Source organism: Burkholderia perseverans (assembly GCF_022870505.1).
Taxonomy (GTDB): domain Bacteria; phylum Pseudomonadota; class Gammaproteobacteria; order Burkholderiales; family Burkholderiaceae; genus Burkholderia; species Burkholderia plantarii.
In genome coordinates, this window is record NZ_CP045094.1 from 546,107 (window position 1) to 563,443 (window position 17,337).

Consider the following 17,337-nt stretch of genomic DNA (forward strand, 5'->3'; position numbering starts at 1 on the left):
GGCTCAGACCTCGGCCGTCAGCGCGCGGATGGTCGGCAGGTTGCGCCAGTAGCCCTTCGCGTCCATCCCGCAGCCGAACACGTAGCGATCCGGCACCGAGAAGCCGCAGAAATCGGGGTGCAGCGGCTTGGCCTTGGCGAGCGTCTTCTCGCAGAGCACGGCCGACAGGAAGCGCTTCGCGCCCATGTCGAGGATCCGGTCGCGGATCGCGGCCATCGTCTCGCCTTCGTCGAGGATGTCGTCGAGCACGATCACGATGCGGTCCTTGACCGACTCGCGCGGCGCCACGCGCCAGTGCATCTCGGGGCTGCCCTGGGTGGTGTTGCGGTAGCGCGTCAGGTGGATGTAGTCGAACTCGAGCGGGAAGTCGAGGTGCGGCAGCAGCATGCCGGTGAACACGGCCGCGCCGCCCATCACCGACAGCACGAGCGGGAACGCCTCGCCGATTTCGTCGCGGATCGCCGAGGCCATCCGGCCGATCGAGGCGCTGACCTCGTCGGCGGAGACGATCTGTTCGGAATGCTGGAATATGTGGAGGGCTTCTTCGCGATTCATGAGGGGTGGCGTGCGATCCGGGTCAGTCGAAAGCCGCGGCGGATTGACTCGCGGCGGGGCGCCCCGACAGTGCGGGGCCAGCGGGGCGATGCGCCATTAGGATATACCGCGCACCGCGCCGCGTGGGGCGTCGAAAAATTAACGCAGGCCCGGCATCATGCCCTTGAGGCCGCGCATCATCTTCTGCATGTTGCCGCCCTTGAGCTTCTTCATCATCGTGCGCATCTGGTCGTACTGGTTCAGCATCCGGTTGACCTCCTGCACCGGCACGCCCGCGCCGGCCGCGATGCGGCGCTTGCGGGTGGCCTTGATCAGGTCGGGCTTGGCGCGCTCGGCCGGCGTCATCGAGTTGATGATGCCCTCCATGCGCCGGATCTGCTTCTCGGCGTGGCCCATGTCGGCACCCGCGGCGGCCTGCTGGAACTGCGCGGGCAGCTTGTCCATCAGCGACGACAGGCCGCCCATGTTCTTCATCTGCGAGATCTGCGCGCGGAAATCGTTGAGGTCGAAGTCGCCGCCCTTCTTGACCTTGTCGGCGAGCTTCTGCGCGGCCTGCACGTCGACGCCGCGCTGCGCTTCCTCGACCAGCGCGAGGATGTCGCCCATGCCGAGGATCCGGTTCGCCATCCGGTCCGGGTGGAACACTTCGAGCCCGTCGAGTTTCTCGGCCACGCCGACGAACTTGATCGGCTTGCCGGTGATGCTGCGCACCGACAGCGCCGCGCCGCCGCGCGAATCGCCGTCGAGCTTGGTCAGCACCACGCCGGTGAGCGGCAGCGCGTCGTTGAACGCCTTCGCGGTGTTGACGGCATCCTGGCCCAGCATCGCGTCGACCACGAACAGCGTCTCGGCCGGATTGATCGCGGCGTGCAGCTCGGCGATCTCCTTCATCATCGCCTCGTCGATACCGAGCCGGCCGGCCGTATCGACGATCAGCACGTCATGGTAGTGGCGCCTGGCCCAGTCGAGCGCGGCGCGCGCGATCTCGACGGGCTTCTGGTCCGGCGTGGACGGGAAGAAGTCGGCGCCGACCTGCTCGCTCACCGTCTTCAGCTGCGCGATCGCGGCGGGGCGGTAGACGTCGCACGAAACCGTCAGGACCTTCTTCTTCTGCTTCTCGCGCAGCAGCTTCGCGAGCTTGCCGACCGTGGTGGTCTTGCCGGCGCCCTGCAGGCCCGCCATCAGGATGATCGCCGGCGGCGTGACGGCCAGGTTCAGCTCGACCGCCTTGCCTTCGTAGTCGCCGCCGATCACGGCGGTCAGTTCCTTCTGCACCACGCCGACCAGCGCCTGACCCGGCGAGAGCGAGCTGATCACTTCCTCGCCAAGCGCCTTTTCCTTGACCTTCGCGATGAATTCGCGGACCACGGGCAGCGCGACGTCGGCTTCGAGCAGCGCGAGCCGGACCTCGCGCAGCATCTCCTGCGTATTGGCTTCGGTGAGACGGGCTTCGCCGCGCAGCGTCTTGACGACGCGCGCCATCCGTTGGGTGAGATTGTCGAGCATGGGGAGCGATGGGCAGTGGGGCCCGAAGGCGCGCGTGCTATATATTGACAGCCGTCGCGGGCAAGGGGCCTAGTGTAAACTTCGAACATGGATATTGTACTGTATGCCCTCACCGCGCTCCTGTACGGCGGCCTGGCCGTCGCGGGATGGCGGGCGCACCGTTCCGGCCTCGTGCAGCCGCTCGCCGCGAGCGTGCCGCCGATGCCGGGCGAGTCCGGCGCATCGGCCGCCGCCGTGGGCGGCACGGGCCGCGCGCTGCTGTTCGCGGCGCTGCTCGCGCATGGCGTGCTGCTGCATGCCACGATCTTCCCGCACGACGCGATGGTGTTCGGCTTCGCGTTCGCGCTGTCGGCGATGTTCTGGCTCGGCGCGGGCATCTACTGGATCGAGAGCTTCTTCTTCCCGCTCGACGGCCTGCGCCTGCTGGTGCTACCGCTCGCCTGCCTCGCCTCGCTGCTGCCGCTCGTGTTCGGCGGCGTGCGCGTGCTGCCCTATGCCGCCGCGCCATTGTTCAAGATGCACTTCCTGATCGCGAACATCGCCTATGGATTGTTCGCGATCGCGGCGCTGCACGCGGTGCTGATGCTGATGACCGAGCGCCGGCTGCACGCGCTGCGGCAGGGTGGCCGGATCGACTCGGCGGGCGTGTTCACGAGCTGGCTCGAAACGCTGCCGCCGCTGCTCACGCTCGAGAAGCTGCTGTTCCGCCTGATCGGCGCCGGCTTCGTGCTGCTCACGCTGACGCTCGCGTCGGGCATCCTGTTCAGCGAGCAGGTCGATGCGCGCGCGCTGCGCTTCGACCACAAGACGGTGTTCGCGATCCTCTCGTGGTTCATGTTCGGCGGCATCCTCGTCGCGCGTCGGCTGTCCGGCTGGCGCGGGCGCGGCGCCGCGCGCTGGGTGCTGGCCTCGTTCGGCGCGCTGTTGCTCGCCTACGTCGGCAGCCGTTTCGTGCTCGAGGTGCTGCTGCACCGTTCCGTGGTCTGATGGTCTCAAAGCGATGCGTAACCTTCTGCTGTTGATCCTCCTCTTCATCGCCGGCTCCTGGGTCTCGCGCAAGCTGCGTCAGGCGCAGGCGCGCACGAGCCGCGGCGGCGGCGCGCCCGGCGCAGCCTCCGGGCCGGCCGGCGCGCGTGCGCCCGGCCAGGGCGGCCCGCGTCCGTCGGCGGCCCGCGCGCCCTCGCTGCCCGAGCCGATGGTGCGCTGCGCGGTGTGCGGCGTGCATACGCCGAAGGGCGACGCGATCGCGGCCGGCGGCGACTACTTCTGCAGCCGCGAGCATGCGGCCCGTCACGCGGCGGCGGCGCGCGACGCGCAATGAGCGCGGCGTTCGAGGTCGGCGCCGACGGCTGGGTGCCGGGCGCGCGCCACGCGCCGTCGCCGAATCACGAAGCGCGGCCGGCCGGCGTGACGCCGACGCTGGTGGTGGTCCACAACATCAGCCTGCCGCCCGGCGAGTTCGGCGGCGAGGCGATCGTCGCGCTGTTCCAGAACCGGCTCGACTGCGACGCGCATCCCTATTACGACGCGAACCTGCGCGGGCTGCGCGTATCGGCGCACTTCCTGATCGCGCGCGACGGCGAGCTGATCCAGTTCGTGTCGTGCGAGGCGCGTGCCTGGCACGCCGGCGTCTCGACCTTCCTCGGCCGCGAGCGCTGCAACGACTTCTCGATCGGCATCGAGCTCGAGGGCGCCGACGACGTGCCGTTCGAGCCCGCCCAATACGTGACGCTCGCGGCGCTGGTGCGCGCGCTCGCGGCCCGCTATCCGGTCGGGGCGCTGGCCGGCCACTCGGACATCGCGCCGGGCCGCAAGACCGATCCCGGTCCGCACTTCGATTGGCAACGCCTGGCCACCGATACCGGCCTGCCGCCCGAATCCTTTCCTTACCGTCACTAACGGGCGCGGCGTCGGCGCGCGTCGCGCCGGCCCCGGAGCGGCACGAAACGGCCCGATCCTTTGCCCCGTCTGCACTCGCCTGATGTCAAGCCAAATCGAGCCGGGCAGGGCCAAATTTTCCATTTTGAGATAGCCCGATCGTCCACTATACTTGGTGCCAGTTGACGGGTTTCTCACTAGATGTAGTGTTCCGAGAGCGGACGTTTCAGGCGATCCGCTCCGGCCGGCAGATGATGCCGGGAAACTCGCGGCGCGGTGTCCGGCCAGGCCCGGCACACCGCGATCCGCGCAGACACGAGCGGCAAGGGGCGCGATACGCATGACGAAAGCAGACGTCGAATCATCGGTATCGCGCGGCCCATGCCGCTTTTGCGTTCTGCCGTATGCGCCCCAGCGCGCGCGTTAATCGTTCACATCCGCGGATCTCTCCGCACCATCCAGCACCAGGAGCTTTGCACATGCAAACGACCGACACCGGGACGTCCCAATTCGAGAGCGCCCAGAGCCGCCCTCTTGGCACGGCTTCGCAGGGCGCGCCCGCGCTCGCGCCGCAAGCGACGTTCGCCGACTACAAGGTGATCCGCCGTAACGGCAGCGTGGTGGCTTTCGAGCCCTCGAAGATCGCGATCGCCGTGACGAAGGCGTTCCTCGCGGTCAATGGCGGCCAGGGCGCCGCGTCGGCCCGCGTGCGCGAGCTCGTCGAGCAACTGACGCAGAGCGTGGTGCGCGCGCTCGTGCGCAGCCGTCCGAACGGCGGCACGTTCCATATCGAGGACATCCAGGATCAGGTCGAGCTCGCGCTGATGCGCGGCGGCGAGCACAACGTCGCGCGTGCCTACGTGCTGTACCGCGAGAAGCGCCATCTCGAGCGCGCGCACAGCGATGCCCCGGCCGACGCGCCGGCCGGCGCGGCCGGCATCAACGTGACCGACGCCGGCGTCACGCGTCCGCTCGACATGGGCGCGCTGCGCGGCCTGATCGCCTCGGCCTGCGAAGGGCTCGGCAGCGCCGTGAACCCGGATCCGATCGTCGCCGAGACGGTGAAGAACCTCTACGACGGCGTGCCGATGAGCCAGGTCTACGACTCGGCGATCCTGGCCGCACGCACCATGATCGAGAAGGACCCGGCCTACAGCCAGGTGACGGCACGCATCCTGCTGCACACGATCCGCCGCGAGATCCTCGGCGAGGAAGTCGTGCAGGGCGAGATGCAGGCGCGCTACGCCGAATACTTCCCGCAGTTCCTGAAGCGCGGCGTCGAAGCCGAGCTGCTCGACGACAAGCTGCTGCAGTTCGACCTGGTGCGCCTGGGCGAGGCGCTCGACGCGAGCCGCGACCTGCAGTTCGGCTACCTCGGCCTGCAGACGCTGTACGACCGCTACTTCCTGCACGTCGACGGCACGCGGATCGAAATGCCGCAAGCATTCTTCATGCGCGTCGCGATGGGCCTGTCGCTGAACGAGATCGACCGCGAAGCGCGCGCGATCGAGTTCTACCACGTGCTGTCGAGCTTCGACTTCATGAGCTCGACGCCGACGCTGTTCAACTCGGGCACGCGCCGCTCGCAGCTGTCGTCGTGCTATCTGACGACGGTCGCCGACGATCTCGACGGCATTTATGAAGCGCTGAAGGAAAACGCGCTGCTCTCGAAGTTCGCGGGCGGCCTCGGCAACGACTGGACGCGCGTGCGCGCACTCGGCTCGCATATCAAGGGCACGAACGGCAAGTCGCAGGGCGTCGTGCCGTTCCTGAAGGTCGTCAACGACACGGCGGTGGCCGTGAACCAGGGCGGCAAGCGCAAGGGCGCCGTCTGCGCGTACCTCGAAACCTGGCACCTCGACATCGAGGAGTTCCTCGAGCTGCGCAAGAACACCGGCGACGACCGCCGCCGCACCCACGACATGAACACGGCGAACTGGATTCCCGACCTGTTCATGAAGCGCGTGATGGAAGGCACCGACTGGACGCTGTTCTCGCCGTCCACCTGCCCGGACCTGCACGACAAGTTCGGCGCCGAGTTCGAGGCCGCCTACCTCGGCTACGAGGACAAGGTCGCGCGCGGCGAGCTGAAGCTGTTCAAGAAGATCCCGGCGCAGCAGCTCTGGCGCAAGATGCTCGGCATGCTGTTCGAGACCGGCCATCCGTGGATCACGTTCAAGGATCCCTGCAACGTGCGCTCGCCGCAGCAGCACGTCGGCGTGGTCCACTCGTCGAACCTCTGCACCGAAATCACGCTGAACACGAGCGACACCGAGATCGCCGTCTGCAACCTCGGCTCGGTCAACCTCGTCGCGCACCTGGTCAAGCAGGCCGACGGCAGCTACGCGCTCGACCACGACAAGCTCAAGCGCACGGTCAGCGTGGCGATGCGCATGCTCGACAACGTCATCGACATCAATTACTACGCGGTCGCCAAGGCGCGTAACTCGAACCTCAAGCACCGTCCGGTCGGCCTCGGCATCATGGGCTTCCAGGACTGCCTGCATCTGCTGCGCACGCCGTTCTCGTCGGACGCGGCGGTCGAGTTCGCCGACCGCTCGATGGAAGCGGTCTGCTACTACGCCTACTGGGCGTCGACCGAGCTGTCGCAGGAACGCGGCCGCTACTCGAGCTACCGCGGCTCGCTGTGGGATCGCGGCATCCTCCCGCAGGACACCCTGAAGCTGCTCGAGGAAGCGCGCGGCGGCTATGTCGAGGTCGACATGAGCAGCTCGCTCGACTGGGCGTCGCTGCGCGAGCGGATCTCGGTCCACGGCATGCGCAACTCGAACTGCATCGCGATCGCGCCGACCGCGACCATCTCGAACATCATCGGCGTCTCGCCGTGCATCGAGCCGACCTTCCAGAACCTGTTCGTGAAGTCGAACCTGTCGGGCGAGTTCACGGTCGTCAACGAGTACCTGGTGCGCGACCTGAAGGAGCGCGGCCTGTGGGACGAGGTGATGGTCGCCGACCTGAAGTACTTCGACGGCATGCTCTCGCGCATCGACCGGATCCCGTCGGACCTGCGCGCGATCTACGCGACCGCGTTCGAAGTCGATCCGAAGTGGCTGGTCGAGGCGGCCTCGCGCCGTCAGAAGTGGATCGACCAGGCTCAGTCGCTCAACATCTTCATGGCGGGCGCCTCGGGCAAGAAGCTCGACGAGATCTACAAGCTCGCCTGGCTGCGCGGCCTGAAGACCACCTACTACCTCCGCACGATGGCGGCCACGCACGTCGAGAAGTCGACGGTCGCGCACGGTGCGCTGAACGCGGTGCCGTCCTCGGGTGACACCGGCGGCGGCTCGGCGGGTGGTGCCGCGGGCGGCGCGCAAGGCGCGGCCGGTGGCTTCGGCGCGGCGGGCGGTTCGTCCTCGGGCGCGCTCAACGCGGCACCGGCGGCGGCCGAGGTGGAGATCGAGGTCGATGGTCCGGTCTGCATGATGCGTCCGGGCGATCCGGGCTTCGAGGAATGCGAGGCCTGCCAGTAACGGCGGCCCGCATGTGACGAACGCGGCGCGCGCAATCGCCGGCAATCGGCATCGACGGTTGAACTGCGCGCCGCCGTCGACTACAAAACGGATAAGGAATCCGTACTTTGGCCGCCTCGCGACACGCTTCGCGAATGCCGGCAACGCGTGCCACGAGCGAGGTCGATCGCACCCGCGACGATCATCGCCCGACACGCCGATCACATCGCATCACACGCGAGCTGCATGTCGCGATCGAATCCGCGCCGCGCAAAGTGTTGTATCAAGGTCGCAACGCGAATCGAAAAAAGGAATTTTCGTGAGCGAACCCTTTTATCGCTCATGAAAAGATGGTACAAACCGTTCTAAATTGATGGTGAGAATTTATGCTCAATTGGGATGACGAGAAGACGGCCGTAACTCCCGCGAGCGGAGCGCAGCGCGCTCCCGCAGGAATGGCTGTCGGAGTGCAGGCCACGACGCCTGCCGCTCATCAGGCTCCGTCGGTACGCGACATTTTCGAAGGTGATCTCGCGGTCGCGCCGCATGCTTCGGCGTCGGCCGCCAGCGCCGGCTCGCAGGAGCGGGTCAATATCGCCGACAAGCGCATCATCAACGGCAAGACCGACGTCAATCAGTTGGTGCCGTTCAAATACAAGTGGGCGTGGGAAAAGTATCTGGCCGGTTGCGCGAACCACTGGATGCCGCAGGAAATCAACATGTCCCGCGACATCGCGCTGTGGAAGGATCCGAACGGCCTGACCGAAGACGAGCGCCGCATCGTCCGGCGCAACCTCGGCTTCTTCGTCACCGCCGACTCGCTCGCCGCGAACAACATCGTGCTGGGTACCTATCGCCACATCACGGCGCCCGAGTGCCGCCAGTTCCTGCTGCGCCAGGCGTTCGAGGAAGCGATCCACACCCACGCCTACCAGTACATCGTCGAATCGCTGGGCCTCGATGAAGGCGAGATCTTCAACGCCTATCACGAGGTCAGCTCGATTCGCGACAAGGACGAATTCCTGATCCCGTTCATCCACACGCTGACCGATCCGGCGTTCGTGACGGGCACGCAGGACGCGGACCAGAAGTTGCTGAAGTCGCTGATCGTGTTCGCCTGCATCATGGAAGGCCTGTTCTTCTATGTCGGCTTCACGCAGATCCTCGCGCTCGGCCGCCAGAACAAGATGACGGGCGCCGCGGAGCAATACCAGTACATCCTGCGCGACGAGTCGATGCACTGCAATTTCGGCATCGACCTGATCAACCAGATCAAGCTCGAGAACCCGCATCTCTGGACGCCGGAGTTCCGCGCCGAGATCCGCGAACTGTTCAAGCAAGCGGTCGAGCTCGAGTACCGCTATGCTGAAGACACGATGCCGCGCGGCGTGCTTGGCCTGAACGCCGCGATGTTCAAGAGCTACCTGCGCTTCATCGCGAACCGTCGCTGCCAGCAGATCGGTCTCGATGCGCTGTATCCGAACGAGGAAAACCCGTTCCCGTGGATGAGCGAGATGATCGATCTGAAGAAGGAGCGGAACTTCTTCGAGACGCGAGTGATCGAGTATCAGACGGGCGGCGCGCTGTCCTGGGAGTAGCCGGGCGCGACACCGAGGTAAAGATGAGAGTGCCGGGCGAGAGCCCGGCCCAAGGTTTAGGAGCAAGAACGCCTGATGCAAAGGATGGCCTGCGCCGACGCGGCGCACAGACATGACAGGCACTTTGCGAACCCTTCAGTGGGATGGGCAAACTTCCCTCCGGAAAAGACGGCCGGCCGTGTGGCCGCCGTCTTTATCAAGCGATTCGGGGCAACGGCGCGAAGCGTGCCGGCTGCCAACCTGATCTGGCGCGCGGTGCCGCAAGGCACGGCGCGCCTTACCGTATTCATTAGCGTAAGCGCGATTGCGAAGCGTACGCCGATGAATAGCCCGCTTCGTAGCGCGCGTCCTGAACCAGCGTCCGCGAGAAACGGGTTTTGACGAAGGGTGTGGTTTGAACTGACTCTCATCTGAACCTGAAGGAGTACATGATGGCACTTGCCAAGAAGAAACCGGCTGCCAAGAAGGCAGCAGCGAAGAAGGCGGCTCCGGTTGCCAAGAAGGCAGCGGCACCGGCGAAGAAGGCAGCCGTGAAGAAGGTTGCGGCCAAGAAGGTCGCCGTGAAGAAGGTTGCCGCGAAGAAGGCAGCGCCGGCCAAGAAGGCGGCCGTGAAGAAGGTCGCGGCCAAGAAGGTTGCGGCCAAGAAGGTCGCCGTGAAGAAGGTTGCCGCGAAGAAGGCGGCACCGGCCAAGAAGGCGGCCGTGAAGAAGGTCGCGGCGAAGAAGGTTGCCGCCAAGAAGGCACCGGCAGCGAAGAAGGTTGCCGCGAAGAAAGTCGCCGTGAAGAAGGTTGCGGCGAAGAAGGCACCGGCTGCGAAGAAGGCAGCGCCGGCGAAGAAGGCCGCCGTGAAGGCAGCCGCACCGGCGAAGAAGGCCGCGGCGAAGACGCCGGCACCGGCGAAGAAGGCACCGGCTGCGAAGAAGGCCGCACCGGCGAAGAAGGCTGCTGCAAAGAAGGCGGCGCCCGCGACGACGACGGCGTCGACGGCATCGGTTGCTCCGGCATCGGGCGCGAAGTCGGCGCTGAACCCGGCAGCGGCATGGCCGTTCCCGACCAGCGGCCGTCCGTAATCGGCCACCGGCTCGATACAAGAAGACGCTCCGCGCGCCTCGGCGCGTGAAGTCGTGCCGGTGTCGTGACTGCATCGGCACGATCGAATCCCGTCACCGGTTTTCCGGCGGCGGGATTTTTTTATGCCGCGTGCATTGCTGATTTCCGCGTTTCAGCTCGCCCGGGTTTTCCGCATGACCGGATGCGCGCGCATAAAAAAACGCATACGCGAAACGAATCGCGCATGCGCTGGATATCGCGGCTTTCGCCGCGCGCTGAGGTCTCCTCGCTCAGTGCGTGACGCGGGTCACGCCGCCGCTCGACAACAGGCGGACGCGGTCACCTGCGCGGAATACTTCCGGTGTGGTGGCCTGCGTGATCGAGCGCAGGTCGCCGTTATCGAGGCGCACGGTGATCTCGACGCCGTTCGCCGTACTCATGCCCTGACCGATCGCATTGCCCGCCACCGCGCCGGCGAGGCCGCCCGCGATCGCGGTCAGGATCGAACCCTTGCCGCCGCCGATCGCGCTGCCGGCCACGGCGCCGAGCGCGCCGCCACCGAGCGTGCCGAGCGTCGAGCCGGCGCCGGTGTCGCTTTCGATACGCACGGCGCGCACGCTCTCGATCGTGCCGAGGCGCACCGTCTGTTCGCGCTGCGCCTGGCTGGCGCTATAGACGTCGGCCGAACCCGGCGGCGTGAAGCAGCCGGCGAGCGACACCGAGGCGGCAAGCATCGCGGTGAGCGTGAGGGTTTTTCTGGTCAGCATGGGTAGTTCTCTCCAACGAATCTCATTCGATACTGTAGCCGAACGCGCTCTGGAAGCGGGACAGGATTTCGGCTCGGCCGAGCGTGTAGGTTTGCGGTCCCGGATGCGCGATCTTGATCGATCCCATCAGGCTCGCGAGGCGGCCGGTGGTTGCCCAGTCCAGCCCCTTCTCGATGCCGTACAGCAGGCCGCCGCGGAACGCGTCGCCGCAACCGGTCGGATCGACGATCTGTTCGGCCTTGACGACCGGGATCTGCTCGGTGCCGTCGCGGTGGCGGATGGTGGCGCCATGCTCGCCGCGCGTGATGATCAGGGCCTGGACCCGGCTCGCGATCTCGTCTTCCGACCAGCCCGTCTTGTCGCTCACCAGCTTGGCTTCGTAGTCGTTGACCGCCAGATAGGTGGCAAGTTCAATGCTGCGCCGCAGCGTCTCGCGATCGAACAGCGGCAGCCCCTGGCCCGGATCGAACACGAACGGCACGCCGGCCTTCGCGAGTTCCTCGACGTGCTGGACCATGCCCTGGAAGCCGTCCGGACCGACGATCGCGAGCTGGATGTCGCGCGCCTCGCCCGCATGGTTCAGGTGCGACTGCATCATCGCGCCCGGGTGGAACGCGGCGATCTGGTTGTTGTCGAGATCGGTCGTGATCATCGCCTGCGCCGAGTGCGTGTCCGGCACCACCCGCACGTAGTCGCGCGCGAGGCCGAGCGCATCGAAGCGGTCGAGGTAGAGCTGCGCGTCGATCGCGCCGATCGTGCCCATCACGCGGGCATCACCGCCGAGCGCATGCAGTGCGTAGCCGATGTTGCCGGCGCAGCCGCCGAACTCGCGACGCATGGTCGGCACGAGGAAGCTCAGATTGATGAGGTGGACCTGGTCGGGCAGGATGTGCTCCCGAAAGCGCCCTTCGAAGGTCATGATGTTGTCGTAGGCGATCGAACCGCAAATCAGCGTAGCCAAGGTCGTTCCTGTTCAGTGTTGGAGGCGGTGCAAGGAGGAGAGTGGCGCGCGCGTCGCGAAGGCCGCGCCGCGCGCAAGGCTCGTCAGGAGCGCGAAGCTTACTTCAGTGCGGCCAGCGCGGCGTCGTAATTCGGCTCGTTCTTGATCTCGTCGACCAGTTCCGTGTAGATGACCTTGTCGTTCGCGTCGATCACCACCACGGCGCGCGCGGTCAGCCCGTTCAGCGGGCCGCTCGTCACGTCCACGCCGTAGGCGTGCGCGAAGTCGCGGCCGCCGCGGAACGTCGAGGCGGTCGAGACGTTCTCGAGGCCTTCGGTCGTGCAGAAGCGCTTGGCCGCGAACGGCAGGTCGGCCGACACCACCACCACGGCCGTGTCGGCGAGCTTGCCGGCGGCTTCGTTGAACTTGCGCGTCGAGGTGGCGCAGGTCGGCGTGTCGAGGCTCGGGACGATGTTCAGCACCTTGCGCTTGCCGGCGAAGCTGGCGAGCGTCAGCTCGCCGAGATCCTGGCCGACCAGCTTGAAATCGGGGGCTTGCGAACCGACGGTCGGGAAGGCGCCGGCGAGATCGATCGGGTTGCCGCCCAGCGTGACTTTGCTCATGTTCGTACTCCGGAGAGGGGCGTCGTGCGACGCCGAGGTTGAGGCCGGCGCGCCATGCGGGCACGCCGTGCAGGACGGGTCCGCGACGGACCCGTCACGGATAGAAAATCTGTACGCGGAAGTTCGAGGCGGCGATGCCGGGCGCGCCGTCGGCGGCGCCGGGTGCCGTGTCGATCCGCACGAACATCGTTTCGGTCGCGCCGGCGGCGAGGCCCGCCTCGACGCGCGTGCCCGGATGGACGTAGTCGGCCGGCGCGAGCACGCGGCGCGCGGCGACGCGGTTCGAGGCGTCGAGCAGCGTCAGTTCGATCGACGGATAGGCGAGCGCGAGCGCCGCGTGGTTAGACAGCGGCACCTTCAGTTCGAGCACGCGCGGGCCGTCGAGCTGGCGCAGGTCGGACGCGCCGAGCCGCAGGCCGTCGATCGCGCGCGGCGGCTCGACCGTGCAGCCGAGCGCGGCGCAGGCCTGCGCGAACAGCGGCTGACCCGCGGGCCAGTTCGCGAGCAGCGGCTCGCGCAGCCACCAGGCGAGCTGGCCGGCCAGCACCACGATCAGCAGGCCCGCGAGGAAGCCGCCGAGGATCTGCCGGCCGCGGCTGCCGCGCCGGCCGGCGGGCGACTCGCGCGTCACCGCGAAATGGATGCGGTCGTCCTGCTCCGGTTCGGCCGCGAACGGCTCCGCTTCGCGGGGCGAACCGGACGCGGTGGCGCCGAGGTGGACGCGGACTTCGTCGTCGGCGTCCGGATCGACGGGCGGCGCGGCGCCGAACGACGGTTCGGCCGTGTCGCGCGGCAGCGCGGCGACGAGCGCCGCGATGTCGGCGTCGCTCGCGGCATGCGCGGGCGCGGCAAGGCCGTGGCCGTGAGCGGCGGGTGCGGTGGCCGGTGCGGGTGTGGGTTCCGGTGCAGGCTCGTCGGCGGCCACGGATTCCACCACGGGTTCGGATGAAGGCGCGGCGGCGGGTTCTGCAACGGGTTCGGATGGAGGTGCGTGCGCGGGTTCCACCACGGGTTCGGATGCCGGATGCGTGGGTTCCAGTGCGGCTTCGGGCGCGGGTTCCGGAGCGGCTTCGGACGCAGGCACGGCCACCGACGCAAATTCAGGCGCCGCTTCGGGCACGACCTCGGGCACAGCCACCGCCGGTTCGCCACGCGCGAGACCAACCTCGTTCGCGGGGACTTCGCGCGCGGCGGCCGCGGCAACCGGCACGAGCGGGTCGAGCCCGGTGTTGCCGCCATGGTGGCGCAGCTTCGGATCGATACCGCCGTCGAGCCACGGCGCCCACATGTCCCAGGCGCCGGGCGTGAAGCTGGCGGCCATCGCGTGGGTGGCCGCGGCTTGCGGCGCGGTGGCCGGAAACACGCGCGGCGGCTGCGGCGCGCCGCCGGCCGTGGCGGCCGGCTCGACGACCGCCGGGTCGAGTTCGGGATCGGGCTCGACGAGCGCGTTCGCCGCGTCGAATACCTGCTGGCAGTGGCCGCAACGCGCCAGGCCGCCGTGCAGCTTCAGATGCTCGGGGCTGATCCGGAAGACGGTTTCACAGTGAGGGCAGCGCGTCGCGAGGGGCATGATGGCCGGGCAGCACGGGGGCCGGAGTGATGGACAGCGCCTATTCTAATGGCTTTCGCGTCGTGTTCCGGCCAGACAGACCCAGCCTTCGTGTTCGCGCCAGACCGAAATGTCGATATAGCGCGCATAGACGCTCGCGACTTCGTCCGCCTGTCGCGCGAGCACGCCCGACAGCGCGATCCGGCCGCCGGGGCGCACCTTCGACGCGAGCATCGAGGCCATCAGCTTGAGCGGGTTCGACAGGATGTTGGCCACCACGATGTCGAATTCGCCCGGCGGGCAGTCGTCGGGCAGGCCGTAGGCGACCTCGGCGTGATTGCGCTCGCTGTTGTGGCGCGCCGATTCGACGGCCTGCGGATCGATGTCGATGCCGGTCACGCTGCCCGCGCCGCATTTCTTCGCGAGGATCGCGAGGATCCCCGAGCCGCAGCCGTAGTCGAGCACCGACTGGCCGGCCTCGACGGTCTGCTCGAGCCATTCCATGCAGAGCCGCGTGGTGGGGTGGCTGCCGGTGCCGAACGCGAGGCCCGGGTCGAGCTCGAGCACGAGCGCGTCGGGGTCGGGGGCGTCGTGCCACGAGGGCACGACCCAGATCCGCTCGCCGATCGGAATCGGCTCGAACTGCGATTGGGTGACGCGCACCCAGTCCTGTTCCTCGACCTCGCGCAGCGTGAACGGCGGCGTGGCGTCGAGCCCCGCCTCGTTGGCGGCCGCCGCGAGCAGCACGGCCGGGTCGTGCGTGTCGGCCAGCAGCGCGATCACGCGCGAATGCTGCCACGCGGTGCGCTCGGGCGTGAGGCCCGGTTCGCCGAACAGCGGTTGCTCGTCGGGCGTGTCCGCGTCGGCGTCCTCCACCGACACGGACAGCGCGCCGAGTTCGATCAGCGCGTCGGACAGCGCTTCCGCATGTTCGCGCGCCAGCTCGGCGACGAGTTCCCGATAGCTCATGCTCAGGCCTCTTCCGGGGCGACCTGCTGCTTCGCGGCGAGCCGGCCTTCGAGGTAATGGATGCTGGTGCCGCCCTCGACGAACTTCGAGTCGAGCATCAGTTCGCGATGCAGCGGGATGTTGGTCTGGATGCCCTCGACCACCATTTCCGACAGCGCGATGCGCATGCGCTGGATGGCCTGCTCGCGCGTCGCGCCGTAGGCGATCAGCTTGCCGATCATCGAGTCGTAGTTCGGCGGCACGAAATAGCCGTTGTACGCATGCGAATCGACGCGGATGCCGGGCCCGCCCGGCGTGTGCCACGACGTGATCCGGCCCGGCGACGGCGTGAACTTGAACGGATCCTCGGCGTTGATCCGGCATTCGATCGCGTGGCCGCGGAACTGGATGTCGCGCTGGCGGATCGCGAGCTTCTCGCCGGCGGCGATCTTGATCTGCTCCTGCACGATGTCGATGCCCGTGATCAGCTCGGTGACCGGGTGCTCGACCTGCACGCGCGTGTTCATCTCGATGAAGTAGAACTCGTTGTTCTCGTAGAGGAACTCGAAGGTGCCCGCGCCGAGATAGCCCATCTTCTTGCAGGCGTCGGCGCAGCGGTCGCCGATCCGGTCGATCAGGCGGCGCGCGATGCCGGGCGCCGGCGCTTCCTCGATCACCTTCTGGTGGCGGCGCTGCATCGAGCAGTCGCGCTCGCCGAGCCAGAGCGCGTTCTTGTGCGCGTCGGCCAGCACCTGGATCTCGATGTGGCGCGGATTCTCGAGGTACTTCTCCATGTACACCTGCGGGTTGCCGAACGCACGGCCGGCTTCCTCGCGGGTCATGTTGACGGCGTTCACGAGCGCCGCCTCGGTATGGACCACCCGCATGCCGCGGCCGCCGCCACCACCCGAGGCCTTGATGATGACCGGGTAGCCGACCGCGCGCGCGATCTTGACGATCTCCTTCGGATCGTCCGGCAGCGCGCCTTCCGAACCCGGCACGCACGGCACGCCGGTGCGGATCATGGTCTGCTTGGCGGTGACCTTGTCACCCATCAGGCGGATCGTGTCCGGACGCGGGCCGATGAACGTGAAGCCCGACTGCTCGACGCGCTCGGCGAAGTCGGCGTTCTCGGACAGGAAGCCGTAGCCCGGGTGGATCGCCTGGGCATCGGTGACTTCGGCCGCGCTGATCAGCGCCGGCATGTTCAGATAACTGAGGTTCGACGGAGCGGGGCCGATACAGACCGCCTCGTCCGCCAGCTTCACGTACTTGGCTTCCTTGTCGGCTTCCGAGTACACGACGACCGTCTTGACGCCCAGCTCGCGGCACGCGCGCTGAATGCGCAACGCGATCTCGCCGCGGTTGGCAATGAGGATTTTTTCAAACATAGCGGGTATTCGTCTTTTCGGTGACGCGCTCTGGCGCGAGGCGTCGCGTTCGGCTTTAGCCGACCACGAACAGCGGCTGGCCGTACTCGACCGCCTGGCCGTTTTCGACGAGGATTTCCTTGACGATGCCCGACTTGTCGGACTCGATTTCGTTGAGCAGCTTCATCGCCTCGATGATGCAGAGCGTCTGGCCTTCCTTGACCGTGTCGCCGACCTGGATGAACGGATCGGCGCCCGGCGACGGCGCGCGGTAGAACGTGCCGACCATCGGCGAGGTGACCACGTGGCCCTGCGGCGCGGCCGGGGCCGGCGCGGCGGCCGGTGCGGCGCCTTCGCCGGCGGGGTTCATGGCGGGAGCGGCGGCGCTGACCTGCGGTGCGTAGCCGGGGGCCGGCTGCATGTAGACGGGCGGCGCGTTCTTGACGATGCGCACCTTGCCTTCGCCCTCGGTCACTTCCAGTTCGGAGATGCCGGATTCGGAGACGAGATCGATCAGGGTTTTCAGCTTGCGAAGATCCATCGGGAGTTCCCCTTGTCTATACGTGAAGCGCCGGCCGGGCCGGCTGCGATTCGTTGGTTCTGAAAAAGCTCAGCCGCGCGGCGCGCCCTGCAGCTTGTCGAGCGCGTACTCGAGCGCGTGCAGATAGCCCTTCCAGCCGAGGCCGCAGATCACCCCTTCGGCCTGATCGGAGAAATAGGAGTGGTGCCGGAACGGCTCGCGACGATGCACGTTCGACAGATGCACCTCGACGAACGGGATGCCGACGCCCGCGAGCGCGTCGCGAATCGCGACGCTGGTATGCGTGTAGGCGGCCGGGTTGATCACGATGAAATCGGTCCCCTCGTCCCGGGCCGCATGGATGCGATCGACGAGCGCGCCTTCGTGGTTGCTCTGGAACGCGGCCAGCTCGGCGCCGGCCTCGTTCGCTCGCGCAGCCAGCGCCCGGTCGATCTCGGCCAGCGTCACGCGGCCGTACACCTCCGGTTCCCGGGTGCCGAGAAGGTTCAGGTTCGGGCCGTGCAATACCAGCAAACGTGTCATGGTCGCTTCAAATTCTGCGG

At 67.4% G+C, this 17,337-nt stretch carries 16 protein-coding genes and 1 pseudogene; 7 read left to right on the forward strand and 10 right to left on the reverse strand.

From position 1 onward, the window contains the following. Positions 1-3 precede the first annotated feature (3 nt). Complete coding sequence (locus BpN12_RS17030) at positions 4-555, reverse strand: hypoxanthine-guanine phosphoribosyltransferase (protein ID WP_198250370.1); 552 nt, start codon at positions 553-555, stop codon at positions 4-6. A 138-nt stretch (positions 556-693) separates the two neighbouring features. Beyond that, a complete protein-coding gene (ffh, locus tag BpN12_RS17035) occupies positions 694-2,061 on the reverse strand; it encodes a signal recognition particle protein (RefSeq protein WP_198250369.1) in 1,368 nt (455 codons plus the stop codon). Positions 2,062-2,148: 87 nt separating this feature from the next. Here ffh and BpN12_RS17040 point away from each other — a divergent pair, with 87 nt between their 5' ends. The 7 genes and pseudogenes from BpN12_RS17040 to BpN12_RS17070 all read left to right on the forward strand — a co-directional run bounded on the left by BpN12_RS17040 (position 2,149) and on the right by BpN12_RS17070 (position 10,077). Continuing rightward, positions 2,149-3,048 (forward strand): cytochrome C assembly family protein, encoded by a 900-nt coding sequence (locus BpN12_RS17040; protein WP_246796672.1) that lies wholly within the window; start codon positions 2,149-2,151, stop codon positions 3,046-3,048. 13 nt (positions 3,049-3,061) lie between these two features. After that, positions 3,062-3,382: a PP0621 family protein gene (locus tag BpN12_RS17045; RefSeq protein ID WP_246796673.1), complete on the forward strand. Its 321-nt coding sequence runs from the start codon at positions 3,062-3,064 to the stop codon at positions 3,380-3,382. Further along, on the forward strand, positions 3,379-3,960 hold the full coding sequence (gene ampD / locus BpN12_RS17050) for a 1,6-anhydro-N-acetylmuramyl-L-alanine amidase AmpD (RefSeq protein WP_246796674.1): 582 nt from the start codon (positions 3,379-3,381) through the stop codon (positions 3,958-3,960). Before BpN12_RS17045 ends, ampD begins: the two co-directional genes overlap by 4 nt. A gap of 458 nt (positions 3,961-4,418) precedes the next feature. Next, complete coding sequence (locus BpN12_RS17055) at positions 4,419-7,430, forward strand: ribonucleoside-diphosphate reductase subunit alpha (protein ID WP_246796675.1); 3,012 nt, start codon at positions 4,419-4,421, stop codon at positions 7,428-7,430. Between the two features lie 365 nt (positions 7,431-7,795). Beyond that, positions 7,796-9,007: a ribonucleotide-diphosphate reductase subunit beta gene (locus BpN12_RS17060; RefSeq protein WP_246796676.1), complete on the forward strand. Its 1,212-nt coding sequence runs from the start codon at positions 7,796-7,798 to the stop codon at positions 9,005-9,007. A 75-nt stretch (positions 9,008-9,082) separates the two neighbouring features. Further along, positions 9,083-9,410 (forward strand): annotated as a pseudogene (locus BpN12_RS17065) (hypothetical protein). Between the two features lie 28 nt (positions 9,411-9,438). Further along, positions 9,439-10,077: a histone H1-like DNA-binding protein gene (locus tag BpN12_RS17070; protein WP_246796677.1), complete on the forward strand. Its 639-nt coding sequence runs from the start codon at positions 9,439-9,441 to the stop codon at positions 10,075-10,077. Between the two features lie 270 nt (positions 10,078-10,347). Here the strand turns inward: BpN12_RS17070 and BpN12_RS17075 are convergent, their stop codons facing one another. From BpN12_RS17075 to aroQ, 8 genes are all read right to left on the reverse strand, one after another. Continuing rightward, positions 10,348-10,824 (reverse strand): outer membrane lipoprotein, encoded by a 477-nt coding sequence (locus tag BpN12_RS17075; RefSeq protein ID WP_246796678.1) that lies wholly within the window; start codon positions 10,822-10,824, stop codon positions 10,348-10,350. 22 nt (positions 10,825-10,846) lie between these two features. After that, a complete protein-coding gene (locus BpN12_RS17080) occupies positions 10,847-11,785 on the reverse strand; it encodes a carbohydrate kinase family protein (protein WP_246796679.1) in 939 nt (312 codons plus the stop codon). 98 nt (positions 11,786-11,883) lie between these two features. Continuing rightward, a complete protein-coding gene (tpx, locus tag BpN12_RS17085; protein WP_198250360.1) occupies positions 11,884-12,387 on the reverse strand; it encodes a thiol peroxidase in 504 nt (167 codons plus the stop codon). A 94-nt stretch (positions 12,388-12,481) separates the two neighbouring features. After that, positions 12,482-13,957: a DUF3426 domain-containing protein gene (locus BpN12_RS17090; protein WP_246796680.1), complete on the reverse strand. Its 1,476-nt coding sequence runs from the start codon at positions 13,955-13,957 to the stop codon at positions 12,482-12,484. A gap of 45 nt (positions 13,958-14,002) precedes the next feature. Next, entirely contained in the window at positions 14,003-14,905 is a 903-nt protein-coding gene (gene prmA, locus BpN12_RS17095; RefSeq protein ID WP_246796681.1) for a 50S ribosomal protein L11 methyltransferase, read from the reverse strand. Between the two features lie 2 nt (positions 14,906-14,907). Then, complete coding sequence (gene accC, locus BpN12_RS17100) at positions 14,908-16,275, reverse strand: acetyl-CoA carboxylase biotin carboxylase subunit (protein ID WP_042623810.1); 1,368 nt, start codon at positions 16,273-16,275, stop codon at positions 14,908-14,910. 55 nt (positions 16,276-16,330) lie between these two features. Beyond that, the gene (gene accB, locus BpN12_RS17105) at positions 16,331-16,795 is read right to left on the reverse strand and encodes an acetyl-CoA carboxylase biotin carboxyl carrier protein (RefSeq protein WP_246796682.1); all 465 of its coding nucleotides are present in this window, start codon (positions 16,793-16,795) and stop codon (positions 16,331-16,333) included. Between the two features lie 69 nt (positions 16,796-16,864). Beyond that, positions 16,865-17,317 (reverse strand): type II 3-dehydroquinate dehydratase, encoded by a 453-nt coding sequence (gene aroQ / locus BpN12_RS17110; protein WP_042623812.1) that lies wholly within the window; start codon positions 17,315-17,317, stop codon positions 16,865-16,867. Between the last annotated feature and the right edge of the window lie 20 nt (positions 17,318-17,337).